Genomic DNA, 21,670 nt, shown 5'->3' with positions numbered 1-21,670 from the left:
CTACAGCTGGACGCGGTCCGCGACGACCTTGGCGATCTTCGCGAGCGCCTCGTCGACCGGGATGCCGTTCTCCTGCGACCCGTCGCGGTAGCGGAAGGAGACCGCGCCGGCCTCCATGTCCTCGTCACCCGCGATGACCATGAAGGGCACCTTGCTCTTCTGGGCGTTGCGGATCTTCTTCTGCATCCGGTCCGAGGAGGAGTCCACCTCCACCCGCAGCCCCTGCTTCTTCGCCTTCGCGGCGAACTCCTCGAGGTACGGGACGTGCCCGTCGCCGATCGGGATGCCGACCGCCTGGACAGGGGCGAGCCACGCCGGGAACGCGCCCGCGTAGTGCTCCAGGAGCACCGCGAAGAACCGCTCGATGGATCCGAACAGCGCACGGTGGATCATGACCGGACGCTGCTTGGAGCCGTCCGCCGAGGTGTACTCCAGGTTGAAGCGCTCGGGCAGGTTGAAGTCGAGCTGCACGGTCGACATCTGCCAGGTGCGGCCGATCGCGTCCTTGCACTGGACGGAGATCTTCGGGCCGTAGAACGCGGCGCCGCCCGGGTCCGGGACCAGCGGGAGGCCCTGCTTCTCGGCGACCTGGCGCAAGGTCTCGGTGGCCTCTTCCCAGATCTCGTCCGACCCGACGAACTTCTCCGGGTCCTTGGTGGACAGCTCCAGGTAGAAGTCGGTCAGGCCGTAGTCGCGCAGCAGGCCGAGGACGAAGGTGAGCGTACGGTCGAGCTCCTCCGCCATCTGCTCCTTGGTGCAGTAGATGTGCGCGTCGTCCTGGGTGAAGCCGCGGGCCCGGGTCAGGCCGTGCACGACGCCGGACTTCTCGTACCGGTACACGGTCCCGAACTCGAAGAGACGCAGGGGCAGTTCACGGTAGGACCGGCCCCGCGCGTCGAAGATCAGGTTGTGCATCGGGCAGTTCATGGGCTTGAGGTAGTAGTCCGTGCCCTCGTCGAGCTGCATGGGCGGGTACATGCCGTCGGCATACCAGTCCAGGTGCCCCGAGGTCTCGAAGAGCTTCCCCTTGGTCGCGTGCGGGGTGTAGACGAACTCGTACCCCTCCTCCTCGTGCCGGCGGCGCGAGTAGTCCTCCATGACCCGGCGGATGATGCCGCCCTTGGGGTGGAAGACCGCGAGGCCGGAGCCGATCTGCTCCGGGATGGAGAACAGGTCCAGCTCGCTGCCGAGCTTGCGGTGGTCGCGCTTCTCCGCCTCGGCGAGGAACTCCAGGTGCGCCTTCAGCTCGTCCTTCGACGGCCACGCGGTGCCGTAGATGCGCTGGAGCATCGGGTTCTTCTCGCTGCCGCGCCAGTAGGCGGCGGCGTTGCGCATCAGCTTGAACGCCGGGATGTTCCGGGTGGTCGGCAGGTGCGGACCGCGGCAGAGGTCCTTCCAGCACAGATCACCGGTCTTGGCGTCCAGGTTGTCGTAGATGGTCAGCTCGCCGCCGCCCACCTCGACGTTCGCGCCGTCGTCGGTCGAGGCCGAGCCCTTGATGCCGATGAGCTCCAGCTTGTACGGCTCGTCCGCCAGCTCCTCGCGCGCGGCCTCGTCGGTGACGACACGGCGTGAGAAGCGCTGACCGCGCTTCTGGATCTCCTGCATCTTCTTCTCGACGGCCTTGAGATCCTCGGGGGTGAACGGCTTCTCGACGTCGAAGTCGTAGTAGAAGCCGTCCTTGACCGGCGGGCCGATGCCGAGCTTCGCCTCGGGGAACAGCTCCTGCACGGCCTGCGCCATGACATGCGCGGTGGAGTGGCGCAGGATGTTCAGGCCGTCCTCGGAGGAGATCTCGACCGGCTCGACCTCCTCGCCGTCCGCGACGACGTACGCCAGGTCCTTCAGCTCGCCGCCCACGCGCGCGGCGACGACGGTGCGCTCGCCGGGGAAGAGTTCCGCCGCCGTGGTGCCCGTGGTCACCACGCGCTCTTCCCGCTCGGAATCGCGTTGGATGAACACACGGACGTCTGACACCGGTCACTCCTGACTGAGGGGGTCGCGACAGAGGAGACTGCGCGCCCATGAATCGTACCGAGCCCGGCGGCCACATCGCGAAACGGTTATTCCCCGCCGCACGCCTCCTCGAAAAAGTCCAGGTTCTCCTGCAGCGACTTCATCAGCCGGTCCCGCTCCGCGTCGTCCACCTGTACGGGCACCACGCTCTGCGCGCCCGTGAGCCGGCGGAAGCCGCCGCGGCTCTCCAGCTGCCCGTGGACCCTGACCGGCAGCCCGACCAGGTGCGCGTGGCCCGCTATCCGGTACGCCTCCTCGTCGAGCACCATCCGTACGTGTGGCACCTCCGCGCCCGCCAGGACGCGCAGCCGCACGGTCCCGGCCCCACGCGGGCCCGAGCGCCGCATCCGTACGACCGTGCCCGTGATCCGTACCGCGACGGGCGGCTCGCCCAGCGTGTAGCGCGCGCCCGCCTCCCGCAGCGCCGGCAGGTCCCCGGGAGAGAACTCCACCACCTCGGGGTGCGCCGCGCACCCCTCGGGCACACCGGCGGCCGGTGACCACTCCAGCGCGATGCGGGCGCCTTCCGAGCCGTGCACCAGCGCGATCACGGCGTCCGTCAGCTCGCGGCTCACCCCCGCCGCGACGGCCGAGTCGAAGGCCTCCATGCCGCCGGTCGCCCGCTGGTAGTCGACGGCCTCGCGGGCGGCGTGCAGGGCGTGGTGCAGCCGTACGACGGCCCGTCGCCCGGCCGCCACCGGTACGAACGCGGTGAGCGCGCGCCCGCCGGGCGCCGGCCCCACCAGCACGCCCTCCAGCGACGACAGCGCCTGCCGCCGGTGCCGCGCGCCGTAGTACCCGGCGCGCCCCCGCGCTGCGAGCGCCGCCGCCAGCAGCATCTGGCGCGCCGACGAGCGCAGTTGCTCCTGGGCCGTCCACGACGCCGCTCCGGAAGGGCCTTCCGGTACGTCGCGCCACCACCTGATCTCGTCGCTCGGGACCGTGAGCGAGACCAGCACCTCGCGGGCGGAGGGCGCGGCGCATCGGGCGAGCGCGGTCAGTGCCTCGCCGAGCAGGTCGTCGCTGTCGGGGAACGCCCTGCTCTCCGGTACGAGCAGACTCGTACCGCCGCCGGCCGGTCCGGGCGCCGTCCAGCGCGCGTAGCGTCCCGCCGCTCCCCCGCGCCGCCGCCAGCCGTGCCGGGCGAGCAGCACGCCGAGCACCGCGGGGTCGACGTGTGCGGGATCGGGTCCCGCACCGGCGTCCCACACGCCGGGGCCCGCGGCCGGGCCCATGGCGGACTCGGTGCTCGGGTGCGGTCGTACGGGCTCGTCGATCGGCCGGTGCTGCATCAGGGTCTCCCTCCCGCCCCGACCCGGGTCATGATCTCGCAGAGCGCCCGGTCGTCGAATATCCGCGAGGTCGGGATCCGCACGGTTGTCCTGCGCCTGCCCGTCACCGGGTGTCCGGCCAGGTTGGTCCAGTAGCAGCAGTGACGCAGGTCCAGGCGGTCGTGACCGGCGCGCAGCCAGTCCTCCTGGGTCCGCGGTACGAGCATCACGACCAGGATCTTGTGCACCGACACCGGGCTGCGGGCGAGCTTCTCCAGGTGCGCGTTGTCGAGCGTGAAGGAGAAGGCGCCCCCGGCCGGGTGCGGCGGGATCTGATAGGTGCATTTGAGCTGCACCTTGATGGTGACTTCGTCATCGACGGTGTGCTCGGGAGCGCTGTGGCTCACGTGCCAGTCGATGCCGTTGTCCGGAAACGGCTGTGAGAGAGAGCATCCCGCGGCCGCCGCGACCGCGTGCAGATAGCCCACCTGAAGAGTCTCCATGCAGGCGGTGGTGGCGAGTCCGCCGCGCAGCGGTGCGGTCCGCTCGGGCAGCAGCCCGCCCGGTTCGGGCTGCGTGAGCGCCATGGCTGACGAGTGCCTTCCGGGCTGTGCCGATCATTTCCCCGCGACGGTCCGTCAACCTCCCGTGCCGTCACCTGTGTTGTCTCCGTTCTGCCTGCCCCGCAAACGGCGTACCGCACAAACGAGCCGGGTATCACCGGTTCGGGCAGGGGACGCACGCCATCTGCCAAGGCAGCAAGAGGAGTTCGACATGACGTGCTGGTACGAAGGACCCCTGGCCGCGTTCGACACCGAGACGACGGGCGTGGATGTCGAGGAGGACCGCATCGTTTCCGCCGCACTGGTCGTGCAGGACGCGCCGGGCGGCCGGGTGCGGGTGACGCGCTGGCTGGTGAATCCGGGCATCCCGGTGCCCCGGGAGGCGACGGAGATCCACGGGCTGACGGACGATCACCTGCAGCGCAACGGCCGCTGGCCCGCGCCGGTCGTGGAGGAGATAGCCCGGAGCCTCGCCGAACAGAGCATCGCCCGCCGTCCGCTGGTGGTGATGAACGCGCCGTTCGATCTGACGATGCTGGACCGTGAGCTGAGGCGGCACCGCGCGTCGTCGCTGACGCGCTATCTGGACAGCCGTCCGCTGTGCGTACTGGATCCGCGCGTACTGGACAAGCATCTGGACCGCTATCGCAAGGGCCGCCGCACGCTCACCGATCTGTGCGCGCAGTACGAGGTGGAGCTGGACGGCGCGCACGACGCGGCCGCCGACGCGACGGCCTCACTGGAGGTCGTCCGCGCGCTGGGCCGTCGGTTCGCGGCGCGCCTGGACCGGCTCTCCCCCGCCGAGCTGCACTCCCTGCAGGCCGTGTGGCACGCGGCGCAGGCGCGCGGCCTGCAGGCGTGGTTCGCGCGCAACGGGTCGGAGGAGGCGGTGAATCCGGCCTGGCCACTGCGCCCGGACGTCCCGGCGGCGGCCGCCTGAGCAAGTGGCGCACGGGAAAAGAATGGCGCACGGGAAAGCGAAAAGCCGGTCCGTCTGTGACGGACCGGCCTTCCCGGGGTGGGCGATACTGGTTTCGAACCAGTGACCTCTTCGGTGTGAACGAAGCGCTCTCCCACTGAGCTAATCGCCCGGGAACGGACTGAACCATACAACCCCACCCGGGTTCGGTTCAAACCGCGAGGGCGGCCGTCAGCCCGCGCCGCCCGCCCCGCATCATCAGCGCATGGTTGGCGATGAGGAAGGGGCGCCCGGGCACGGCGAGCCGGCGCACCAGCGTCTTGCGCACGTCCACTTCCTGTTCGTAGACGGCGCGCGTGCCGCCGCTGCCGTGCGGCCCCACGGTCCAGCGCGCCCAGCCGTCCATGTCGCCGGTCATGGCCACTTCCAGTACACCGGTCTCGGGAGCGCGCCGCTGTTGGCGCACGGTGACGACGAGTTCGTACGGCAGGAAGGACCGCACCCGGACGGTGCCGGTGCTGTCGTCGACGCGCGTGACCCCGCGCACCTGCGGCCACCAGCGCGGGTACGCGTCGACCCGCTCCAGGGCGGAGTAGACCGCGCCGGGCGGGGCGGCGAGGTCCCACACACTGCGGAAGCGGTAATGACTCCAGTCCATGCCTCAAGTCTGCGCACCCCACGCGTGTCCATGCGTACTCACGCGGGATCTGAGTATCCGGACCCATGCCCCGGCGTGTGTCCGGCGCCACACTCTCCACCATGGAGAACGCGCCACCGCCCGCCGAGGAATTGGTGATCCTCGACCGCGAACTCGGACAAATCGAAGTTCGCCGTGCCCAGTTGCTTGCCCGCCGGGCCTGGCTGCTCAGCGTCATGCAGCAGGCAGTCACCCCGCGAAGCCCCTTCACCCCCACCGGCCCGGCGTTCGGCGCCGAGCCCGCGCCGCAGGCGCCGTCCGCCTCGCGGGACGCCTCGCCGCGCAGTGCGCAGAACGTGCTGCTGACGCTCGGCGGCATCCTGCTGACGATCGCAGCGGTCGCCTTCACGCTGGTCAGCTGGGGCCACATGGGTATCGGTGGCCGCTCGGCGGTGCTGGGCGCCGTGACGGCCCTGGCGCTGGCCGCGCCGGCCCTGCTGCTGCGCCGCGGGCTCGTCTCGACCGCCGAGGCGGTGGCCGCGCTCGGCCTCGCGCTCACGCTCCTCGACGCCTACGCGCTGCACCGTGTGGCGGCGCCGGACACGGACGCTCTCGTGTACACCGCGATCAGCTCGGCGGCGCTGGCCGGTCTCTGGACGGCATACGGACTGAGCCTGGGGCGCCTGCGGCTGCCGCTGCCCGCAGCCCTGATCACCGCTCAGTTCCCCTTCCTGCTCTGGACGCTGGCGGCCGACGCGGGTCCGCTGACGCTCACCTGGGCACTGCTGGCCACGACCGCGCTCGACGTCGCCGTCGCCCTGTGGGGCACGGGCCGTGGGGTGCGCCCGCTGGCGTGCGCCGGGGCCTGGCTGACGGGCGCGTGGGCGCTGCTGAGCGCCGCCGCCCTGTCGCTGGCGGCGGGCAGCTCCGGCGACGCGCTGCGCCCGGGTGTACTGCTGCTGGCGGCTGCCGCCCTGGCGGCGTTCGCCGCGTGGCGGGCACCGGCGCCGCAGGCCGCCGCGCCGTCGCCCGACCGCGCAGCCACGTCGTCGCCGTCGCCCGAGGCCGCCGCATGGTCGCCGCACGCCGTCGCGGCCTCCGCCGTGGCCGGGCTCGCCGTGCTGGCCGCCGTCGGTGGCATGCTGCGTCCCCTCGTGCCCAGCGCATGGGCCGTACCTGTGTACGTGCTGTGCGCCGTGGCCCTGCTGGCCGTCGTACGCGTGGGTCTGCCGCGACCCATGGTCCTGGGACTGGCCGGTTCGTCCGGCGCGGTACTGGCCCTTGGCACGCTGTGGGCGCTGCCGCTGGTCGCCGTCACCCTGCTGAGCCCCGCCGCCTGGGCGGAGCGCGCCTGGTCCGGAGCCCCGGCCGGCGTCCGCGAGGCGCTGTCCTCCGAGCTGCCCTGGTCCTGGACGTCCGCCGCCCCTCTGGTCCTGCTGACCGTGGCCGCCGTTCTCGCGACGGCGCGCCGCCTGGCCACCCCCGACCCCGCCTGGCGCGCCCCGGCGGCCTGCGGGGCCCTGGCCCTGGCGTGGGCGGCGGCGTACACCGCCCCGGCCGCGCTGGACCTCGGTTACCCGGCGGCCGTGACCCTGTACGTGCTGCTGACCGCCGCGCCCCTCGCCCTCGCGGTACACCCGGCCCTCGCCGGCCCCGCCCCGGCGCCCGGCGCGCCCCTCGCGCTCACCGCGCTCGCCTGCGCTCTCGCGTCGGCGCTCTCCGCCTCGCTGCTGTCGCTGGCCGCGCAGGCCGCAACGTTCGCCGTCCTCGGCGTCATGCCGGCGCTCTTCGGAGCGGCAGCCGTCCTCGCCAAGGGCTCCATTACGCCACGGGTCGGAGCCGCTGCGGCCGCTGTATTCGCGACCGGGCTGACCGGCGCCGGCGCCGCCGTCCTCGACCTCGCGCCGCACCAGGCCGCGTTGGCGCTCCTCGCGGTCCCCGCGGCGGCCGCCGTACTCGCCGCACGCGTCCGCGGCCACGTCACCGCGCTGCCTTTGGAGGTCACGGGCGCGGCGGCAGGCCTGCTGTCGATCGGTCTGGCGGTCGGCCACGCACCCACTCTCGCGCTGGTGCTGGCCCTGTGCGGAGTCATCGCCGCGGGCACGGCCGTACGGTCCGACCGGCGCCCCGTCGGATACGCGGCGGCCACGCTCTTCGTCCTGGCCACCTGGGTCCGCCTCGGCGCCTCGGACGTGGTCACGCCCGAGGCGTACACCCTGCCCGTCACTGTCCCGGCGCTCGTGATCGGCGTACTGCGGCGGCGTCGCGACCCGCAGGCCTCGTCCTGGACGGCGTACGGCCCCGGGCTCGCCGCGACCCTCCTGCCGAGCCTGATCGCGGCCTGGGGCGACCAGCACTGGCTGCGCCCGCTGCTGCTCGGGGCAGCGGCCCTGGCCGTGACCCTGACGGGTGCCAGGCACCGGCTCCAGGCGTTGCTGGTGCTGGGCTCGACGGTACTCGCGCTGGTCGCACTGCACGAGCTGGCGCCGTACGTCGTCCAAGTCATCGGATCTCTTCCCCGCTGGCTGCCGCCGGCCCTCGCGGGCCTGCTCCTGCTGGCCGTCGGGGCGACGTACGAGCAGCGACTGCGCGACGCGCGCCGGCTGCGGGACACCCTCGGCCGGATGCGCTGAGGGCGGGCCGTTCCCGGCCGGAAGGCGGCCGGGAACGGCGAAGGCCCGGAAGACTTTCGTCTTCCGGGCCTTCGGTCCGGGTGGGCGATACTGGGTTCGAACCAGTGACCTCTTCGGTGTGAACGAAGCGCTCTCCCACTGAGCTAATCGCCCCGGCGCTCCGCAAACATTACCCCATGTCAGCGGGTCCCCCGAACCCTGTACCGGGTCACTCGTCGATGTTCCACGGCATGGCGAGGCCGAACTTCCAGACGTAGATCCCGACCAGTACGGCGATGATCACCAGACCGATCGTGGTGAGGATGATGTTGCGCCGCCGGACCTTGGGGTCGAGTGCCTTCTGGGCCGCCTCGGTGACTTTGCGTTTCGTCCAGCGCAGAACCAGCTGCGCCCAAACGAACTCGGTGGCCCAGATCGCCATGCCACCGAAGATCACCAGCCAGCCGGGTCCCGGCAGCGGCAGCATGACCACACCGGCCGCCACGACCGCCAGACCGATGACGAACACCCCGACCTGCCAGCTCAGGTGCAGTGTCCGGTAGCGCTTGATGACCTGCGGCGCCCGGGAACCCAGCTCTCGCTCGCCCCCGGTCACGCCCCCCGTGGCGGGCTCTGCGGCCGCCGGGTCGACGACTTCTTCCCGCTCGTTACTCTCCGCATTCATAGGGCCCAACCTACCGGACTTGATCGCACCGTCGGAATGGCCGTACTGCCTCAAGTGTCACTCCGCCGTACGAGGTACCTGAAGAGCCGCAAAAAGGTCAGAGGGGTTTACAACGACACCGTAGGTGGCATGTCGATTTCGCCGACGTGCGAATCCCCGAGCGCACACTGAGCGAAAGGCCCTGGCGCTTATGAACACCACGGTCAGCTGCGAGCTGCACCTGCGCCTCGTAGTGTCGAGCGAGTCATCACTGCCTGTACCCGCGGGCCTGCGGTATGACACGGCCGATCCCTACGCCGTGCATGCCACCTTCCACACCGGAGCCGAGGAAACCGTCGAGTGGGTGTTCGCCCGCGATCTCCTCGCCGAGGGCCTCCACCGGCCCACCGGTACCGGCGACGTCAGAGTCTGGCCGTCCCGCAGTCATGGCCAGGGCGTCGTATGCATCGCCCTGAGCTCCCCGGAAGGAGAAGCCTTGCTCGAAGCCCCGGCGCGGGCCCTGGAATCGTTCCTGAAGCGGACCGACGCCGCGGTCCCACCGGGCACCGAGCATCGTCACTTCGATCTCGACACGGAACTCTCACACATCCTGGCGGAGAACTGAGCCAGGACGAGAGCCACCCAACGCCGTCCGACTCGGGGCGACGGCGAGGGGCGGACAACTGCATACGGCACACACCGGCGCCGTCTCCGCGGATTCCACCGCGAGGGACGGCGCCGGTGCGCTTCAGGCACGAGCCGCTAAAGTCGACCGGCATCTGCGGGCGCCCGCCCGCAGCAGGCAGGGAGCGAATCGTGCTGATCCCCCACGACACCAGACGCGCCCTCGACGTCGTCGTCGATCTCGTGAACACGGGACCGGAGAGTGAGCAGGGCGACCGGCTCGCCGACATCGAGGCGCTGTACGGCTTTGTGCGGCTCCATCACGTCAGCGACGTCGGAACGCTCACCGAGGCGGATCTGAGGGCCGTACGGGACGTGCGAGGGCGCTTCGCGGACGTGTTCGCGGCGCCCGACCCCCACGCCAGCGCCGAGCTGATCAACCAACTCGTGGCGGCGGCCGGCACCACGCCCCGGCTGACAAACCACGACGGCTTCGACTGGCACGTGCACTACTTCGCGCCCGGCGCCTCGGTCGCCGACCACCTCGCGGCCGACTGCGGAATGGCGCTGGCCTTCATCGTGGTCTCCGGCGAGCAGGAGCGGCTGCGCCGCTGCGAGGCCCCGGACTGCCGGCGGGCCTTCGTCGACCTCTCGCGCAACCGCTCCCGCCGCTACTGCGACAGCCGCACCTGCGGTAACCGGCTGCATGTGGCCGCGTACCGGGCGCGGCGCAAGGAAGCCGCGGGCTGAGACCCTTCCCGGCACGACGGCCTCACAGCAGGAAGAGATCGTGCATCGCGGCCATCAGCAGCAGGAAGCCGATCACCCCGAGGAAGATCATCAGGGGTGGCTGGGAGAGCGCGAAGAGGCAGCCGCGCGGTTCTTCGGTGGGTGCGGGGGCTTCGCCCCGGGATGTGTCCAGCATCTCGGGCCGATGATGACGCAGGCCGGGCGCCCCGGACGACCAACACGCCCACCTGTGGGGCGAGTTCGCTGGATCTTGGCCATTCGTGATCTTCCGGTGATCACTTCGGCGTGCGAGTTGCCAGCTTTGCTTTCAGATGCCGTGCCGCCGGGTGCGCGCTGTCAGATGCCGTGCTTCTTCAGGATCGCCTCGATGTCGCTGAAGTCCTCCGCCTGCCCCTTCGCCGCTCTCGGCTCAGGCTGCTTCTGCTGCGCGGCCGCCGGGAGCCCGGCACCGGGCGCCGGCGCTGCGGCCCGCGGGGCGACCGCCTCCCGCTGCGCGGCACGCGCGGCCCTGCGCTCCTTGCGGGTGCCGCCACCGCGGCGCTCCACCGCCCTGGTCGTCATGAAGAGCAGCCAGGACAGGCCGAGCAGGGCGAAGCCCAGCCAGACCTCCGGCTTGAAGGCGATACCCGAAAGCCACTCGACGACGCCGGTCATCACCAGGCCGACCGGCACCAGCGAGTAGGCGACGATGCGCGTCGCGGCCAGGAATCGTTTGCGGTACGCGGTGATCGCGGCGATGCCCAGACCTGCCGCGGACGCCGCGGAACAGATGGTCTCTGCCAGCATCCGGTCCTCCAGCCCCAGGGGTGTACGTTCCCCTCCATCCTGCACCGGCCGACGCCACCCGGGCCACGCCTGCGAACGACCTCAGGGACATCTCGGGGGCTCCCTCCTCCCCAGGTCCCGGTTGGGGCGCCGCCGCCGGGCTGGGAGACTGGCCCCATGACCGACTCCTCTCCCGCCCGCCCCGTCGTCCTCGACATCTGGTGCGAGCTCCAGTGCCCCGACTGCCACGCCGCGCTGGACGACGTGCGTGCCCTGCGCGAGCGCTACGGCGACCGGATCGACGTACGCCTGCGCCACTTCCCCCTCGAGAAGCACAAGCACGCCTACGCCGCCGCGCAGGCCGCCGAGGAGGCGGTCGACCAGGGCAAGGGCTGGCCGTACGTGGAGGCTGTGCTCGCCCGTAACGAGGAGCTGGCGGCCAGGGGCGAGCCCCTCCTGCTCGAGGTCGCGGGCGAACTGGGGCTGGACGCGGAGGAGTTCGACACCGCCCTGATCGACGGCAGGCACCTGCTGATCGTCGACGCCGACGAGGCCGAGGGCAAGGCCATCGGCGTCACGGGCACGCCGACGTACGTCATCGACGGCGCGCGGCTGGACGGCGGCAAGAGCCAGGAAGGGCTGCGCGGGCGCATCGAGGAGATCGTCGACCGCCTGCTCGCCTGACCACCCGCGACGGGGCCGCAACGACTGGTGTCAGAGCAACTGCTTGTAGAGGTGGTACGACAGCGGCGCGTAGCCCAGTGCTTCGTACAGCCGCAGGGCCGGTGTGTTGTCCGCGTAGACGTTGAGTCCGATGCGATCGCTCCCGGCCGCCAGCGCCTCGCGTTCGGCGATCAGCAGCAGCGCGCGCCCGAGGCCCTGGCCCCGGTACTCCCCGGCCACTTCGACGTCGAAGACGTACGCGCCGCTCTGGCCGGGATGCGGGTGCCGCAGCGCGAGCCAGAGCGTGCCGACCACCGCACCGTCGCGCACCAGGGCGCCCAGGTAGGTGTCAGGGGTGGCGATTCCGTCGGAGAGGGCCGCCGCGTGGTCGGCGTCCGACTTGGCCCGCGCCGCTTCCTCGGAGTAGCCGCGCGCGGTCAGGGAGCGGACGTGACCGACCTTGGTGTGGGCGAGCCAGGTGTCGAATTCGCCTGCGCTCATCGGCCTGCTCACGAGGCCTTCGGGCAGCGCCGGCGGTTCGGCGGGCAGGACCTTGGTCATGATGCGGCCGCGTTCGGTGTAGCCGAGAGCGTCGGCCATGCGCCGCGCGGCCGCCGCCTCGACCGGGACGGAGACCTCCACGCGGCGACAGCCCCAGCCGCGCAGCACCTCCTCGGCCGCGAGCGCGGCCACCGTCGCCCTCCCCCGGCGCCGGTCGGCCTCGTCGATGCTCAGTGCGGTGATACGGCCGACACCGCCGCCGAAGCGGACGTCCGTGGACAGCTCGACCGTGCCGACGGGGCGGCTGTTCACGCATACGTCGTACGTACGTGACGTGGCGCCGTCGACGCCCTGCTGAAGCGGCTCTGTCGGCCGCAGAGTTGTGGTCATCAGGGGAGTTGTACCCGCCGGACGGGCCCCCGTCATCCGAAATTCCCGGCCGTCCCGCCCTTCCCGCGGCTTACGGGTCCAGGTCCGACGCGGCGCGCTCGTCGAAGACCCGCATCGCCTTGGCCGTCACCGGTCCCGGCGCGCCCGGCAGTTGGCGGCCGTCGATCCGGTGCACGGCCTGCACGTCGCGCAGCGTGGAGGTCAGGAAGACCTCGTCGGCCCGCTCCAGTACGTCCAGTGGCAGGTCGGCCTCCTCGGCGCCCGCCCACTCGACGGCCAGGGCGCGCGTGATGCCGGCGAGGCAGCCGGAGGAGACGGGCGGGGTGAGCAGCCGGCCTTCGAGTACGACGAAGACATTGGAGCCCGTGCCCTCGCAGAGCTGCCCGACGGTGTTCGCGAACAGCGCCTCGGAGGCGCCCTGTTCGCGCGCGCGGGCCAGTGCGACGACGTTCTCGGCGTACGACGTGGTCTTGAGGCCGGTGAGGGCGCCGCGCTCGTTGCGCGTCCAGGGGACGGTGATCACAGCGGTGCTGTCGGGGCGGCGGCCGGCCTCCCCCAGGGCCACGATCAGAGTGGGGCCGGTGTCGCCGCGTTCGGAGCCGAGCGGCGAGAGGCCGCCGGTGTAGGTGATCCGCAGCCGGCCGAGGGCCATGGGGTTGGCGTCCAGGACGGCGGCACAGGCACGGCGCACCTCGTCGAGATCGGGCTCGGGCAGCCCGAGACCGCGCGCCGAGCGGGCGAGCCGCTCCAGGTGCCGGGTGAGGGCGAAGGTCCGTCCCGCGGTCGCCTTCACCGTCTCGAAGATGCCGTCGCCCACGGTCAGACCATGATCGAGTACGGACACCCTGGCAGTGGCCGCGTCCTGCAGCCTGCCGTCGACCCAAAGTTTCATGACGCGGTCCTTCCCGTTTCCCGGTACGTGCCCGACGCTACCGCGAGCAGGCGGGAGGCCTTCAGTTCGGTCTCGTCCCATTCGCGTTCGGGGTCGGAGCCCCAGGTGATGCCGGCGCCCGTACCGAATCTGAGGACCGGGCCGTCCGGGAGCGTGCGGTCGATCCAGAAGGTACGTATGCCGACGGCCAGCTCACCGGTGCCGCGGTCGGCGTCGACCCAGCCGATGCCTCCACAGTACGGACCGCGCGGCGCGGCCTCCAGCGCCTCGATGATCGTGAGGGCGCTGGACTTGGGGGCTCCCGTCACCGAGCCCGGCGGGAACGTCGCGGCGAGCAGCGCGGCCCAGTCGGCGCGGGGCGCGAGTTCGGCGCGCACGGTGGAGACGAGGTGGACGAGGCCCGGGTGCGGTTCGACCACGCACAGCTCCGGAACGCTCACGGAGCCGGGGACGGCGACCCGGCCCAGGTCGTTGCGGACGAGGTCCACGATCATCACGTTCTCGGCGTGGTCCTTCTCCAGGAGATCGCCGGCGGTCCGCCCGGTGCCCTTGATCGGCCCGGACTCGACGGTCCGCCCGTCGCGCCGCAGGTAGAGCTCGGGGGACGCGGTGGCTATCTCGACGCCGTGCGCGGGCAGCCGGATCGTTCCTGCGTACGGCGCCGGGTTGCCCCGGGCCAGCAGGGCGGTGAGCGCGTCGACGTCGGCGCGGGCGCCGGGCCGGTCGGGCAGCGGAGCGGTCAGTACGCGGCAGAGATTGGCCTGGTAGACCTCGCCGGCCGCGATGTGCTCCCGGATGCGGCGTACGCCCGCCGTGTACGCGGCGCGGTCCATCGACGACGTCCAGTCACCGGCGGCGGGCCCGCACCAGGCGCCGGGGACGGGGGAAGGGACGGGCTCGGGGCGTACGTCGCCGAAGCGTGCGCAGACGAGCCCGCCCTCGAAGTCCGCGGTCACGGCCCAGAAGCCGGTGGAGTCGAGTGCGGCGGGATCGCTGGTCACATCGCGCAGATCGGAGGCGACAAGGCCGCCGAAGCGGGCCAAAGGGGGAAGGTCGTGCACGGCCCCGAGTCTAGAGCGGGACCGCGATGACCTGCGCCGGGGCGGACGCAGCGCAGCACGCTGCACAAACGCGTTTTTGTACTGGCCCCGGAATCCGCTAGAGTTCAACACGTCGCCGGGACGGAAACGCCCCGGTAAGACAAGCGGACGTGGCTCAGTTGGTAGAGCATCACCTTGCCAAGGTGAGGGTCGCGAGTTCGAATCTCGTCGTCCGCTCGGTGTGGGGGATCTTCCCGAACCCCTGTCATTCACTCCTGGTGGAGTGGCCGAGAGGCGAGGCAACGGCCTGCAAAGCCGTCTACACGGGTTCAAATCCCGTCTCCACCTCCAAGGACGATTAGCTCAGCGGGAGAGCGCTTCCCTGACACGGAAGAGGTCACTGGTTCAATCCCAGTATCGTCCACTGGATCCCGGAAACGGGTGTCCGTCCCGCGCGATTAGCTCAGCGGGAGAGCGCTTCCCTGACACGGAAGAGGTCACTGGTTCAATCCCAGTATCGCGCACGCAATCCGCAGTACCGAAAGATCAACTGAACACGCCCGCGCGATTAGCTCAGCGGGAGAGCGCTTCCCTGACACGGAAGAGGTCACTGGTTCAATCCCAGTATCGCGCACCACCCGAGAAGCCCCCGGCCGTGAGAACGGCCGGGGGCTTCTGCGTGTTCGTGGTCAGGCCCTCATGGTCAGGGCCCCCATGGTCAGGACGAGAACAGCATCCGGCCGAAGCCCTTCTGCCGGTGCCCGCCGTGGTGGCCACCGTGGTGACCGTGCTGCGGGGCACCCCAGGCGGGCGCGGGCGCGGCCGGGTAGGCCTGCGGTGCCGGCGGCGGGGGCGGGGCCTGCTGGGTCCACTGCGACTCGAGGCGGGTCAGCGACTCGAGCTCGCCGTAGTCGAGAAATATCCCGCGGCAACCGCTGCACTGCTCGATCTGGACGCCATTGCGGTTGTACGTGTGCATGGGTGCATGGCACTTGGGACACTGCATGTCGGGTCAACTCCTCGCCGTCGGTTCGCATCGCCGGAATGCATGCCCGGCGACGCTCCGTTCACCCTACGGCGTGGCCTCGCACTCCAACTCGGGCGGGAGGGACGCGATACGGGCGCAGCCCTCGATCATCATCTCCTCCACCTCGTCCAGCGGCCGGTTCTCGGCGGCGGACTTGGCGAGGGCGAGGGCGGCGCTCTGGACGGTCAGGGCGCGGGCGGATACGTCGAGTTGGGGCCACGGATCGCCCTCGGGGGGTACGGCCGTGCCGCCCGCGGACCGGTACGCGCCCAGAAAGCGTTCCCAGACGGCGGGCGCGAGCAGGCCCGCGGCGTACCAGGCGGCGGGGCGGGCCAGGTCCCAGGCGGGGTCGCCGATGCCCATGTCGTCCACGTCGATCAGCAGCCAGCGGTCCTCGCGCGGGGCGTCGGCCGGGCGGCGGACCAGTTGACCGAGGTGGAGGTCGCCGTGGCACAGGGCCGCGCGGCCGGGCGGGAACGGAACCTCGTCGCGGGCCCAGGCCGGCAGTCCGGCCCAGGCGCGGAGCACCGAGGCCGTGGCGGCGGCCGGGTGAGGTTCTGCCGCGCGCATCCGCGCGACGGCGCGGGCGGCCTTCGCCGGGCCGCGCATGGGTGGCAGCGGGGCGGACAGCCGGAGGGCGCCGGGGGCGATCGCGTGCAGCCGGGCGAGGAGGGCCGCGGCGTCCTCCCAGGGGGCCGCGTCGGGGTCGTCGGGGTCGACGGGTGTTCCGTACGGCCACAGGGTGAGGGGCCGGCCGTGCAGCAGGGTGGTGAAGATGTCGCCCCGCGCCGCCGGTACGGGCAGGGGCGGCAGGAGAATCCCGGCGAGGAGTGGGTGCGCGGCTGCGGCGACACGTGCGGTGAGGGCGACGGGGTCCGTGTCCGGGGCGTGGGACTTGGCGACGACGTCTCCGTGGCGTACGACCGTGCCGTCCGGCCTGTCCGCCAGGATGTCGGGGCGGGGGCAGGCGCAGGGGGCGGGCGTGACGGTGAGCGGGGGGCGTGGCGGGAGCTGGGGGGCCGCCTGGGTTTCGGGCCGGGGCGCGACGTCGTGCGCGACCGCGCTCAGCGCTCGCGCGACGGATACGGTCACGGGTCCCCCGGGGCAGTTCGGTGCGGTGCGGTCCTGTGGTGCCGGGCTCCGCGGTGCGGTGCGGGACTTCGCGATGCCGTCCGGGAGCCTACGCGGTGCACCGGGCCCTTCCCCGCCCCGTCCCGAACTGGCCGGCCCCAGGCGCGCCCCGGCGGGCTGCATCGCGCTGGGGGCGGCCGGATCCACCCGGCGCTGCTGAGGCCGGTGCGGAGACCCGGTCGGTCCCGGCACGGGTCGTACGCTGCCGCCGCGAAGCGGGCCATCCCGGTGGGAAAAAGGCGTTGCCCGGACAGCTCCCCAGCTGTCCGGGCAAACGCAGTCGTCCGCCGCACCCCCGTCCCCACGGGGTATTGAAATGGCCGGATGCCCTGGCCCGGTCCGCTCTACCGGGCCATGGGCGCCGCTCAGCGCCCGAGCATCACGCCCACGGACGACGCCTGTGTGACCACCGCTTCCCAGCCTCCGAAGAGGACGACGAGCAGTGCCGCGAGGGGAAGGACCATGGCCGTCGCCACCAGGGGGTGGCGCGTGCCTGACGGACGGCCGCCGAACGAGGCGAATGCCCTGCGTCCCTGCGTACGGATCATCGTGCGTGATGCCGCGTCCGCCATGGTCCCTCTCCTGTCGTGTGTGGGCAGCGGCGGGTGTCTGACCTCGGGGGACGAGTGCTCCACCCGCCGCTTGACCTCAACATTAGGCGCGCGTCACGACCGGGGCGTCATGCCCGCGTACTGATTGCCGGGCCTCCCGGAGGATGAGCGACGGCGCGGTGACGTACTCCCCAGGGTGGAGATGCCGTCCCGCCTCTTGGGGTCTTCCCGGAGGGGGCGTTCTGCCGTTCGGGGGCCGGGGAGTCTCAGGAGCGTTCGGAGTCGTCCTCCCTGGGGACCGGCTGTTCGACCAGGGCGAGCACCCTGGTCGCCATGAAGCGCGCCGTGCGTACCACGGAGCCACTGCGGGTGACTTCGCTCACTTCCACCACTCCCCTGCGGACCGCTGTTTCCACCCGCCGACCTGCCCGGCCGGCCACCACTTCGTACGTGCGGGTCGTGTCTCCCGCGTCGACCACTATCTCCACGCGATCGCCCTTCATTGATCCAATCCCCCTTCTGCGACGGACCTTTGAGATCTCGCACGGGCCGGGGACGGCGGATCGGCCGTCCCCTGACCACTCTTCAAGTTTCCCACCCGGCACTGACAATCGATCGATTCGCGAGGGCGCGGCCTATGAGCACACCGGGCCGCAGGTACGTAAGCTGTGCGACGTCGAACGGACCGGTCAGCAGCGGGGTGGGGGAGGCCCCACCAGAGGTAGGGGACGGACATGGCGATGATGCGGCTCCGGCGCGAGGACCCGCGTGTCGTCGGCTCGTTCAGGCTTCACCGGCGGCTCGGGGCGGGCGGCATGGGAGTCGTCTATCTGGGCTCGGACCGGCGCGGCCAGCGCGTCGCGCTGAAGGTGATCCGGCCGGACCTGGCGGAGGATCAGGAGTTCAGGTCGCGTTTCGCGCGCGAGGTGTCCGCGGCGCGGCGGATCCGGGGGGGCTGTACGGCCCGGCTGGTGGCGGCCGATCTCGAGGCGGACCGGCCGTGGTTCGCGACCCAGTACGTACCGGGCCCTTCGCTGCACGACAAGGTGGCCGAGGAAGGTCCGCTGCCGGCCGCCGAGGTGGCCTCGATCGGCGCGGCGCTGTCGGAGGGGCTGGTGGCGGTGCACGAGGCCGGTGTGGTCCACCGCGACCTCAAGCCGTCGAACATCCTGCTGTCGCCCAAGGGCCCTCGGATCATCGACTTCGGCATCGCCTGGGCGACCGGCGCGAGCACCCTCACGCATGTCGGCACAGCGGTCGGCTCCCCCGGTTTCCTCGCCCCCGAGCAGGTGCGGGGCGCGGCGGTCACGCCGGCCACCGACGTGTTCGCGCTGGGGGCCACTCTGGCGTACGCGGCGACCGCCGACTCCCCCTTCGGGCAAGGCAGTTCCGAGGTGATGCTCTACCGCGTGGTGCACGAGGAGCCGCAGCTGTACGGCGTGCCTGACGCCCTCGCGCCACTCGTGCGGGCCTGCCTCGCCAAGGACCCGGAGGAGCGTCCCAGCACGCTTCAGCTCTCGATGCGGCTGAAGGAGATCGCGGCCCGGGAGGCCCAGGGCGTCGGCGAGGCCCGCCCGCCCGCTCCCCGCGCCGATCACGACCGGCCCACCGGGCGGCTCGCGGAACACTATGTCGAGCAGGACACCGAGCGGGGGCGTGCGGCGGGCACTCCCGCGCCGCGCGTGCACGCCCCGCGTGCCTCGACCCCGCGGACGGGTTCACGCCCTTCGGCCGGGCGCACCACCACGCGCTCCGGCGGCCGTACGAACGGGCGTCCCGGAACGAGACCGGGGACCAGGACGACGTCCGCCGGGCGGCGTCCGGCGAACCCGAGGCTGCTGCGGCAGCGCCTCGTCGTCTTCGTCGTGGTGACGCTGCTGGTGGCGCTGGGCATCGCGGCGGCGCAGGGGTGTCAGGGGCCGGCCAGGAGCCTCGGCGCAACCGCTGACGCGGAGCGACGGGCGGCCCCGGAGGGCCCGCACGGCTTCTGACGCCGGCGGCCGCGGTTCTGAGCCCCGGCCGCCCCCACCGGGCCGGTCAGGACTGCGGTCGGCCCGTCGCCACCGCGTAGAAGGCGACCGCGGCCGCCGCGCCGACGTTCAGCGAGTCGACGCCGTGCGCCATCGGGATACGGACCCACTCGTCCGCGGCGACGAGCGCCTGCCGGGACAGGCCGTCGCCCTCCGCGCCGAGCATCAGGGCGACCCGGTCGAGGCGGTGCGGGGCCGCCTCGTCGATCACCGAGGCCTTCTCGTCGGGCGTCAGCGCCAGGAGCTTGAAGCCAGCCTCCCGTACCCGCTCCAGGTCCTTGGGCCAGGACTCGAGGCGCGCGTACGGCACCGAGAAGACCGCGCCCATGGAGACCTTGACCGACCTGCGGTAGAGCGGGTCGGCACTGTCCGGGGAGAGCAGTACGGCGTCCATGCCGAGCGCGGCGGCGCTCCGGAAGATGGCCCCGATGTTGGTGTGGTCGTTGACCGCCTCCATGACGACCACACGGCGGGCCTTCGCCAGCAGGTCCTCGGCGGTCGGAAGGGGCTTGCGCTGCATCGAGGCCAGCGCGCCGCGGTGCACGTGGTAGCCGGTGACGCGTTCGGCGAGGTCCGGGCTCACCGCGTACACCGGCGCCGGGACCTCGTCGATGACGTCGCGCATGACGTCGACCCACTTGGCGGAGAGCAGCATCGACCGCATCTCGTAGCCGGCGTGCCGGGCGCGTCTGATGACCTTCTCGCCCTCGGCGATGAAGAGCCCCTCGACGGGCTCGCGCTTGCGCCGGAGTTCGACGTCGGTCAGGCCCGTGTAGTCGCTCAGGCGCGGGTCGTCGGGGTCGTCGATGGTGATGAGATCGGCCACAGGGTGATACTGCCTTGTCGTGGGTGCGGTGCCAACGGGTGGGGCGGGGGTTCGGTTACCGGAGGTTACGGGTCGCCCCTCCCCCACCGGGTGCTCGGCTTGTGGGGTGCTCCGGCTTGTTCCAGGGGCTTCGGGTACTCCGGGCACTCCGGCTTACTTCGCTTCGGTCGGTCCTACCTTGACCACGTCGCCGATGACGATCACGGCCGGCGGGCGTACGTCCTCGGCCCTGGCCGTCTCCGCGACGGTCGCGAGCGTCGCGTCCACGCGGCGCTGGGCCGCCATCGTGCCCTCCTGGATGATCGCCACCGGCGTCTCGGGCGAGCGGCCGTACGCCGTCAGCGCCTCGGCGATCGCGCCGATCCGCTCCACGGCCATGAGGAGTACGAGCGTGCCGCGCAGGCCTGCGACCGCCTTCCAGTCGACGAGAGAGCGCGAGTCCTCGGGGGCGACGTGCCCACTGATCACCGTGAAATCGTGCGCGACGCCCCGGTGGGTGACGGGGATTCCGGCCGCGCCGGGGACGCTGATGGAGCTGGAGATGCCGGGGACCACGGTGCACGGGATGCCGGCCTCTGCCAGGGCCTGGGCCTCCTCCATACCGCGGCCGAAGACGAACGGGTCGCCGCCCTTGAGCCGTACGACCGCCTTGCCCGCCTTCGCGTGCTCGATCAGCGCGTTGTTGATGGCCTCCTGGGCCATGAAGCGGCCGTACGGGATCTTCGCGGCGTCGATCACCTCGACGTGCGGCGGGAGTTCGTCGAGGAGGTCGCGCGGGCCGAGGCGGTCGGCGATGACGACGTCGGCCTCGGCGAGCAGGCGGCGGCCGCGGACCGTGATCAGGTCCGGGTCGCCGGGGCCGCCGCCGACGAGGGCGACGCCGGCGGTGCGGGTGCGGTGATGGGGGGCGACGAGGGTGCCGTCGCGCAGGCCCTCGACGATGGCGTCGCGTACGGCGGCGGTACGGCGCGGGTCGGGGCCGCCGCTGGTGAGGACGGCCACGGTCACGCCCTCGGAGCGGCCGGTGGCGGGGGTCCAGGCGGTGGCTGCCTCGGCGTCGTCGGAGCGGACGCACCAGGTGCGGGTGCGTTCGGCCTCGGTGGAGGCGGCGGCGTTGGCGGCGGTGTCGGTGGACGCGATCAGGGCGTACCAGGCGTCGGCCAGGTCCCCTTCGGCGTACGGGCGGCGCTCCCAGCGGATCTCGCCCGCTTCTGCCATCGCCTCTACGGAGGGGGTGGCGGACGGCGATACGAGGACGATGTCGGCGCCGGTCGCGATGAGCGCCGGGAGGCGTCGCTGGGCGACCTGGCCGCCGCCGATGACGACTACGCGCCGGCCGGCGAGGCGGAGTCCGACGGGGTAGGCGGGGTACGGGTCGCCTGCGGCGGCGTGCGGCGCGGTCATGGCGTGCGGCTCCTCGGGGCGGGGAGGTGGGTGCGGCTTGCGGCTCCGCCGCTGTGCGGCGTGGGGGCCTTGCGCCGCTGCGACGGTGAAGCGGCTGGTGGGGCGGCTTCGGCGCCCTCCCGAATACCTTACGGGCCAGGGGCGGCGGGATCATCGGCGGCGGGGGCGGTGGGGGTGCGGTGGGCGGGCGGTCGGGGCGCGGGGGCGGGCCTTCTTCGGAGACGTCTCCGGGGGCGGGGGCGGTGCCGCGTCGTGGCGTCTCCTCGGGTGCCGAACACCCGGGTACTTCGCCTTGCTCGGGGCGATTGCGTTCAGCACCCTGCGGGGAGCGCCCCGACACGTCCCCTCCCGGCACCGTGGGGGCGGGGCGGGCCTGACCGGCGCTGATTTCCCG

22 protein-coding genes and 7 tRNA genes are annotated in these 21,670 nt (G+C 72.2%); 11 read left to right on the top strand and 18 right to left on the bottom strand.

The features are described from left to right. From thrS to ACWIHY_RS09375, 3 genes are all read right to left on the bottom strand, one after another. On the bottom strand, window positions 1–1,977 hold the full coding sequence (thrS, locus tag ACWIHY_RS09385) for a threonine--tRNA ligase (protein WP_454375022.1): 1,977 nt from the start codon (window positions 1,975–1,977) through the stop codon (window positions 1–3). 86 nt (window positions 1,978–2,063) lie between these two features. Further along, a complete protein-coding gene (locus ACWIHY_RS09380) occupies window positions 2,064–3,308 on the bottom strand; it encodes a hypothetical protein (RefSeq protein WP_454375021.1) in 1,245 nt (414 codons plus the stop codon). Next, window positions 3,308–3,874 (bottom strand): DUF4365 domain-containing protein, encoded by a 567-nt coding sequence (locus ACWIHY_RS09375; RefSeq protein WP_454375020.1) that lies wholly within the window; start codon window positions 3,872–3,874, stop codon window positions 3,308–3,310. Before ACWIHY_RS09375 ends, ACWIHY_RS09380 begins: the two co-directional genes overlap by 1 nt. 187 nt (window positions 3,875–4,061) lie before the next feature. Between ACWIHY_RS09375 and ACWIHY_RS09370 the strand changes: the two genes are divergently transcribed. Next, the gene (locus tag ACWIHY_RS09370; protein WP_454375019.1) at window positions 4,062–4,790 is read left to right on the top strand and encodes an exonuclease domain-containing protein; all 729 of its coding nucleotides are present in this window, start codon (window positions 4,062–4,064) and stop codon (window positions 4,788–4,790) included. Window positions 4,791–4,869: 79 nt separating this feature from the next. On the opposite strand, the gene ACWIHY_RS09365 is transcribed toward ACWIHY_RS09370, so the two are convergent. Further along, window positions 4,870–4,941, bottom strand: a tRNA-Val gene (locus ACWIHY_RS09365). A gap of 39 nt (window positions 4,942–4,980) precedes the next feature. Next, a complete protein-coding gene (locus ACWIHY_RS09360) occupies window positions 4,981–5,427 on the bottom strand; it encodes an SRPBCC family protein (protein WP_454375018.1) in 447 nt (148 codons plus the stop codon). A gap of 101 nt (window positions 5,428–5,528) precedes the next feature. Between ACWIHY_RS09360 and ACWIHY_RS09355 the strand changes: the two genes are divergently transcribed. Continuing rightward, window positions 5,529–8,039, top strand: a complete 2,511-nt coding sequence (locus ACWIHY_RS09355; protein ID WP_454375017.1) for an SCO7613 C-terminal domain-containing membrane protein — start codon at window positions 5,529–5,531, stop codon at window positions 8,037–8,039. 81 nt (window positions 8,040–8,120) lie between these two features. Here ACWIHY_RS09355 and ACWIHY_RS09350 read toward each other — a convergent pair. Together ACWIHY_RS09350 and ACWIHY_RS09345 are read right to left on the bottom strand one after the other, a co-directional pair. Then, a tRNA-Val gene (locus ACWIHY_RS09350) sits at window positions 8,121–8,192 on the bottom strand. A gap of 55 nt (window positions 8,193–8,247) precedes the next feature. Next, window positions 8,248–8,703 carry a TIGR02611 family protein gene (locus tag ACWIHY_RS09345; protein WP_454375016.1) on the bottom strand — a complete coding sequence of 152 codons (456 nt, stop codon included), beginning with the start codon at window positions 8,701–8,703 and terminating at the stop codon, window positions 8,248–8,250. Window positions 8,704–8,893: 190 nt separating this feature from the next. On the opposite strand from ACWIHY_RS09345, the gene ACWIHY_RS09340 reads away from it, so the two are divergent. Together ACWIHY_RS09340 and ACWIHY_RS09335 are read left to right on the top strand one after the other, a co-directional pair. Then, window positions 8,894–9,307: an SsgA family sporulation/cell division regulator gene (locus tag ACWIHY_RS09340; protein WP_003987206.1), complete on the top strand. Its 414-nt coding sequence runs from the start codon at window positions 8,894–8,896 to the stop codon at window positions 9,305–9,307. Between the two features lie 191 nt (window positions 9,308–9,498). After that, window positions 9,499–10,056: a CGNR zinc finger domain-containing protein gene (locus tag ACWIHY_RS09335; protein WP_454375015.1), complete on the top strand. Its 558-nt coding sequence runs from the start codon at window positions 9,499–9,501 to the stop codon at window positions 10,054–10,056. A gap of 22 nt (window positions 10,057–10,078) precedes the next feature. On the opposite strand, the gene ACWIHY_RS09330 is transcribed toward ACWIHY_RS09335, so the two are convergent. Continuing rightward, entirely contained in the window at window positions 10,079–10,231 is a 153-nt protein-coding gene (locus ACWIHY_RS09330) for a hypothetical protein (RefSeq protein WP_167368049.1), read from the bottom strand. A gap of 161 nt (window positions 10,232–10,392) precedes the next feature. Continuing rightward, the gene (locus tag ACWIHY_RS09325; RefSeq protein ID WP_454375014.1) at window positions 10,393–10,842 is read right to left on the bottom strand and encodes a hypothetical protein; all 450 of its coding nucleotides are present in this window, start codon (window positions 10,840–10,842) and stop codon (window positions 10,393–10,395) included. Window positions 10,843–10,998: 156 nt separating this feature from the next. On the opposite strand from ACWIHY_RS09325, the gene ACWIHY_RS09320 reads away from it, so the two are divergent. Beyond that, the gene (locus ACWIHY_RS09320; RefSeq protein ID WP_454375013.1) at window positions 10,999–11,505 is read left to right on the top strand and encodes a DsbA family protein; all 507 of its coding nucleotides are present in this window, start codon (window positions 10,999–11,001) and stop codon (window positions 11,503–11,505) included. Between the two features lie 30 nt (window positions 11,506–11,535). Here ACWIHY_RS09320 and ACWIHY_RS09315 read toward each other — a convergent pair whose 3' ends face one another. The 3 genes from ACWIHY_RS09315 to ACWIHY_RS09305 all read right to left on the bottom strand — a co-directional run bounded on the left by ACWIHY_RS09315 (window position 11,536) and on the right by ACWIHY_RS09305 (window position 14,328). Then, entirely contained in the window at window positions 11,536–12,375 is an 840-nt protein-coding gene (locus ACWIHY_RS09315; protein WP_454375012.1) for a GNAT family N-acetyltransferase, read from the bottom strand. A 70-nt stretch (window positions 12,376–12,445) separates the two neighbouring features. After that, a complete protein-coding gene (locus ACWIHY_RS09310; RefSeq protein WP_454375011.1) occupies window positions 12,446–13,267 on the bottom strand; it encodes an aminotransferase class IV in 822 nt (273 codons plus the stop codon). Then, window positions 13,264–14,328 carry a chorismate-binding protein gene (locus ACWIHY_RS09305; RefSeq protein WP_454375010.1) on the bottom strand — a complete coding sequence of 355 codons (1,065 nt, stop codon included), beginning with the start codon at window positions 14,326–14,328 and terminating at the stop codon, window positions 13,264–13,266. The genes ACWIHY_RS09310 and ACWIHY_RS09305 overlap by 4 nt, the downstream gene beginning before the upstream one ends. Window positions 14,329–14,471: 143 nt before the next feature. Here ACWIHY_RS09305 and ACWIHY_RS09300 point away from each other — a divergent pair. From ACWIHY_RS09300 to ACWIHY_RS09280, 5 genes are all read left to right on the top strand, one after another. Next, window positions 14,472–14,544: transfer RNA gene (locus ACWIHY_RS09300), tRNA-Gly, on the top strand. Window positions 14,545–14,584: 40 nt separating this feature from the next. Beyond that, a tRNA-Cys gene (locus tag ACWIHY_RS09295) sits at window positions 14,585–14,658 on the top strand. Between the two features lies 1 nt (window position 14,659). Beyond that, window positions 14,660–14,731: transfer RNA gene (locus tag ACWIHY_RS09290), tRNA-Val, on the top strand. Between the two features lie 28 nt (window positions 14,732–14,759). Continuing rightward, window positions 14,760–14,831 (top strand) — tRNA-Val (locus ACWIHY_RS09285). A gap of 38 nt (window positions 14,832–14,869) precedes the next feature. After that, a tRNA-Val gene (locus tag ACWIHY_RS09280) sits at window positions 14,870–14,944 on the top strand. Between the two features lie 81 nt (window positions 14,945–15,025). On the opposite strand, the gene ACWIHY_RS09275 is transcribed toward ACWIHY_RS09280, so the two are convergent. The 4 genes from ACWIHY_RS09275 to ACWIHY_RS09260 all read right to left on the bottom strand — a co-directional run bounded on the left by ACWIHY_RS09275 (window position 15,026) and on the right by ACWIHY_RS09260 (window position 17,519). Continuing rightward, window positions 15,026–15,313, bottom strand: a complete 288-nt coding sequence (locus tag ACWIHY_RS09275) for a TFIIB-type zinc ribbon-containing protein (protein WP_454375009.1) — start codon at window positions 15,311–15,313, stop codon at window positions 15,026–15,028. A gap of 66 nt (window positions 15,314–15,379) precedes the next feature. Next, window positions 15,380–16,426, bottom strand: coding sequence for a phosphotransferase family protein (locus ACWIHY_RS09270; RefSeq protein WP_454375008.1), 1,047 nt, complete (start codon window positions 16,424–16,426; stop codon window positions 15,380–15,382). Between the two features lie 404 nt (window positions 16,427–16,830). Then, on the bottom strand, window positions 16,831–17,037 hold the full coding sequence (locus ACWIHY_RS09265; RefSeq protein ID WP_454375007.1) for a hypothetical protein: 207 nt from the start codon (window positions 17,035–17,037) through the stop codon (window positions 16,831–16,833). A 245-nt stretch (window positions 17,038–17,282) separates the two neighbouring features. Next, window positions 17,283–17,519, bottom strand: coding sequence for a hypothetical protein (locus ACWIHY_RS09260; RefSeq protein WP_454375006.1), 237 nt, complete (start codon window positions 17,517–17,519; stop codon window positions 17,283–17,285). 231 nt (window positions 17,520–17,750) lie between these two features. On the opposite strand from ACWIHY_RS09260, the gene ACWIHY_RS09255 reads away from it, so the two are divergent. Continuing rightward, entirely contained in the window at window positions 17,751–19,007 is a 1,257-nt protein-coding gene (locus ACWIHY_RS09255; RefSeq protein WP_454375005.1) for a serine/threonine-protein kinase, read from the top strand. A 46-nt stretch (window positions 19,008–19,053) separates the two neighbouring features. Here the strand turns inward: ACWIHY_RS09255 and ACWIHY_RS09250 are convergent, their stop codons facing one another. Beyond that, on the bottom strand, window positions 19,054–19,872 hold the full coding sequence (locus tag ACWIHY_RS09250; RefSeq protein WP_454375004.1) for a TrmH family RNA methyltransferase: 819 nt from the start codon (window positions 19,870–19,872) through the stop codon (window positions 19,054–19,056). 153 nt (window positions 19,873–20,025) lie between these two features. Then, window positions 20,026–21,276, bottom strand: coding sequence for a uroporphyrinogen-III C-methyltransferase (gene cobA, locus ACWIHY_RS09245; RefSeq protein ID WP_454375003.1), 1,251 nt, complete (start codon window positions 21,274–21,276; stop codon window positions 20,026–20,028). Between the last annotated feature and the right edge of the window lie 394 nt (window positions 21,277–21,670).

This window comes from Streptomyces sp. NPDC055287, from assembly GCF_053646035.1.
The sequence above is the reverse complement of the archived record's forward strand: the minus strand, read 5'-3'. Positions and strand labels throughout refer to the sequence as shown.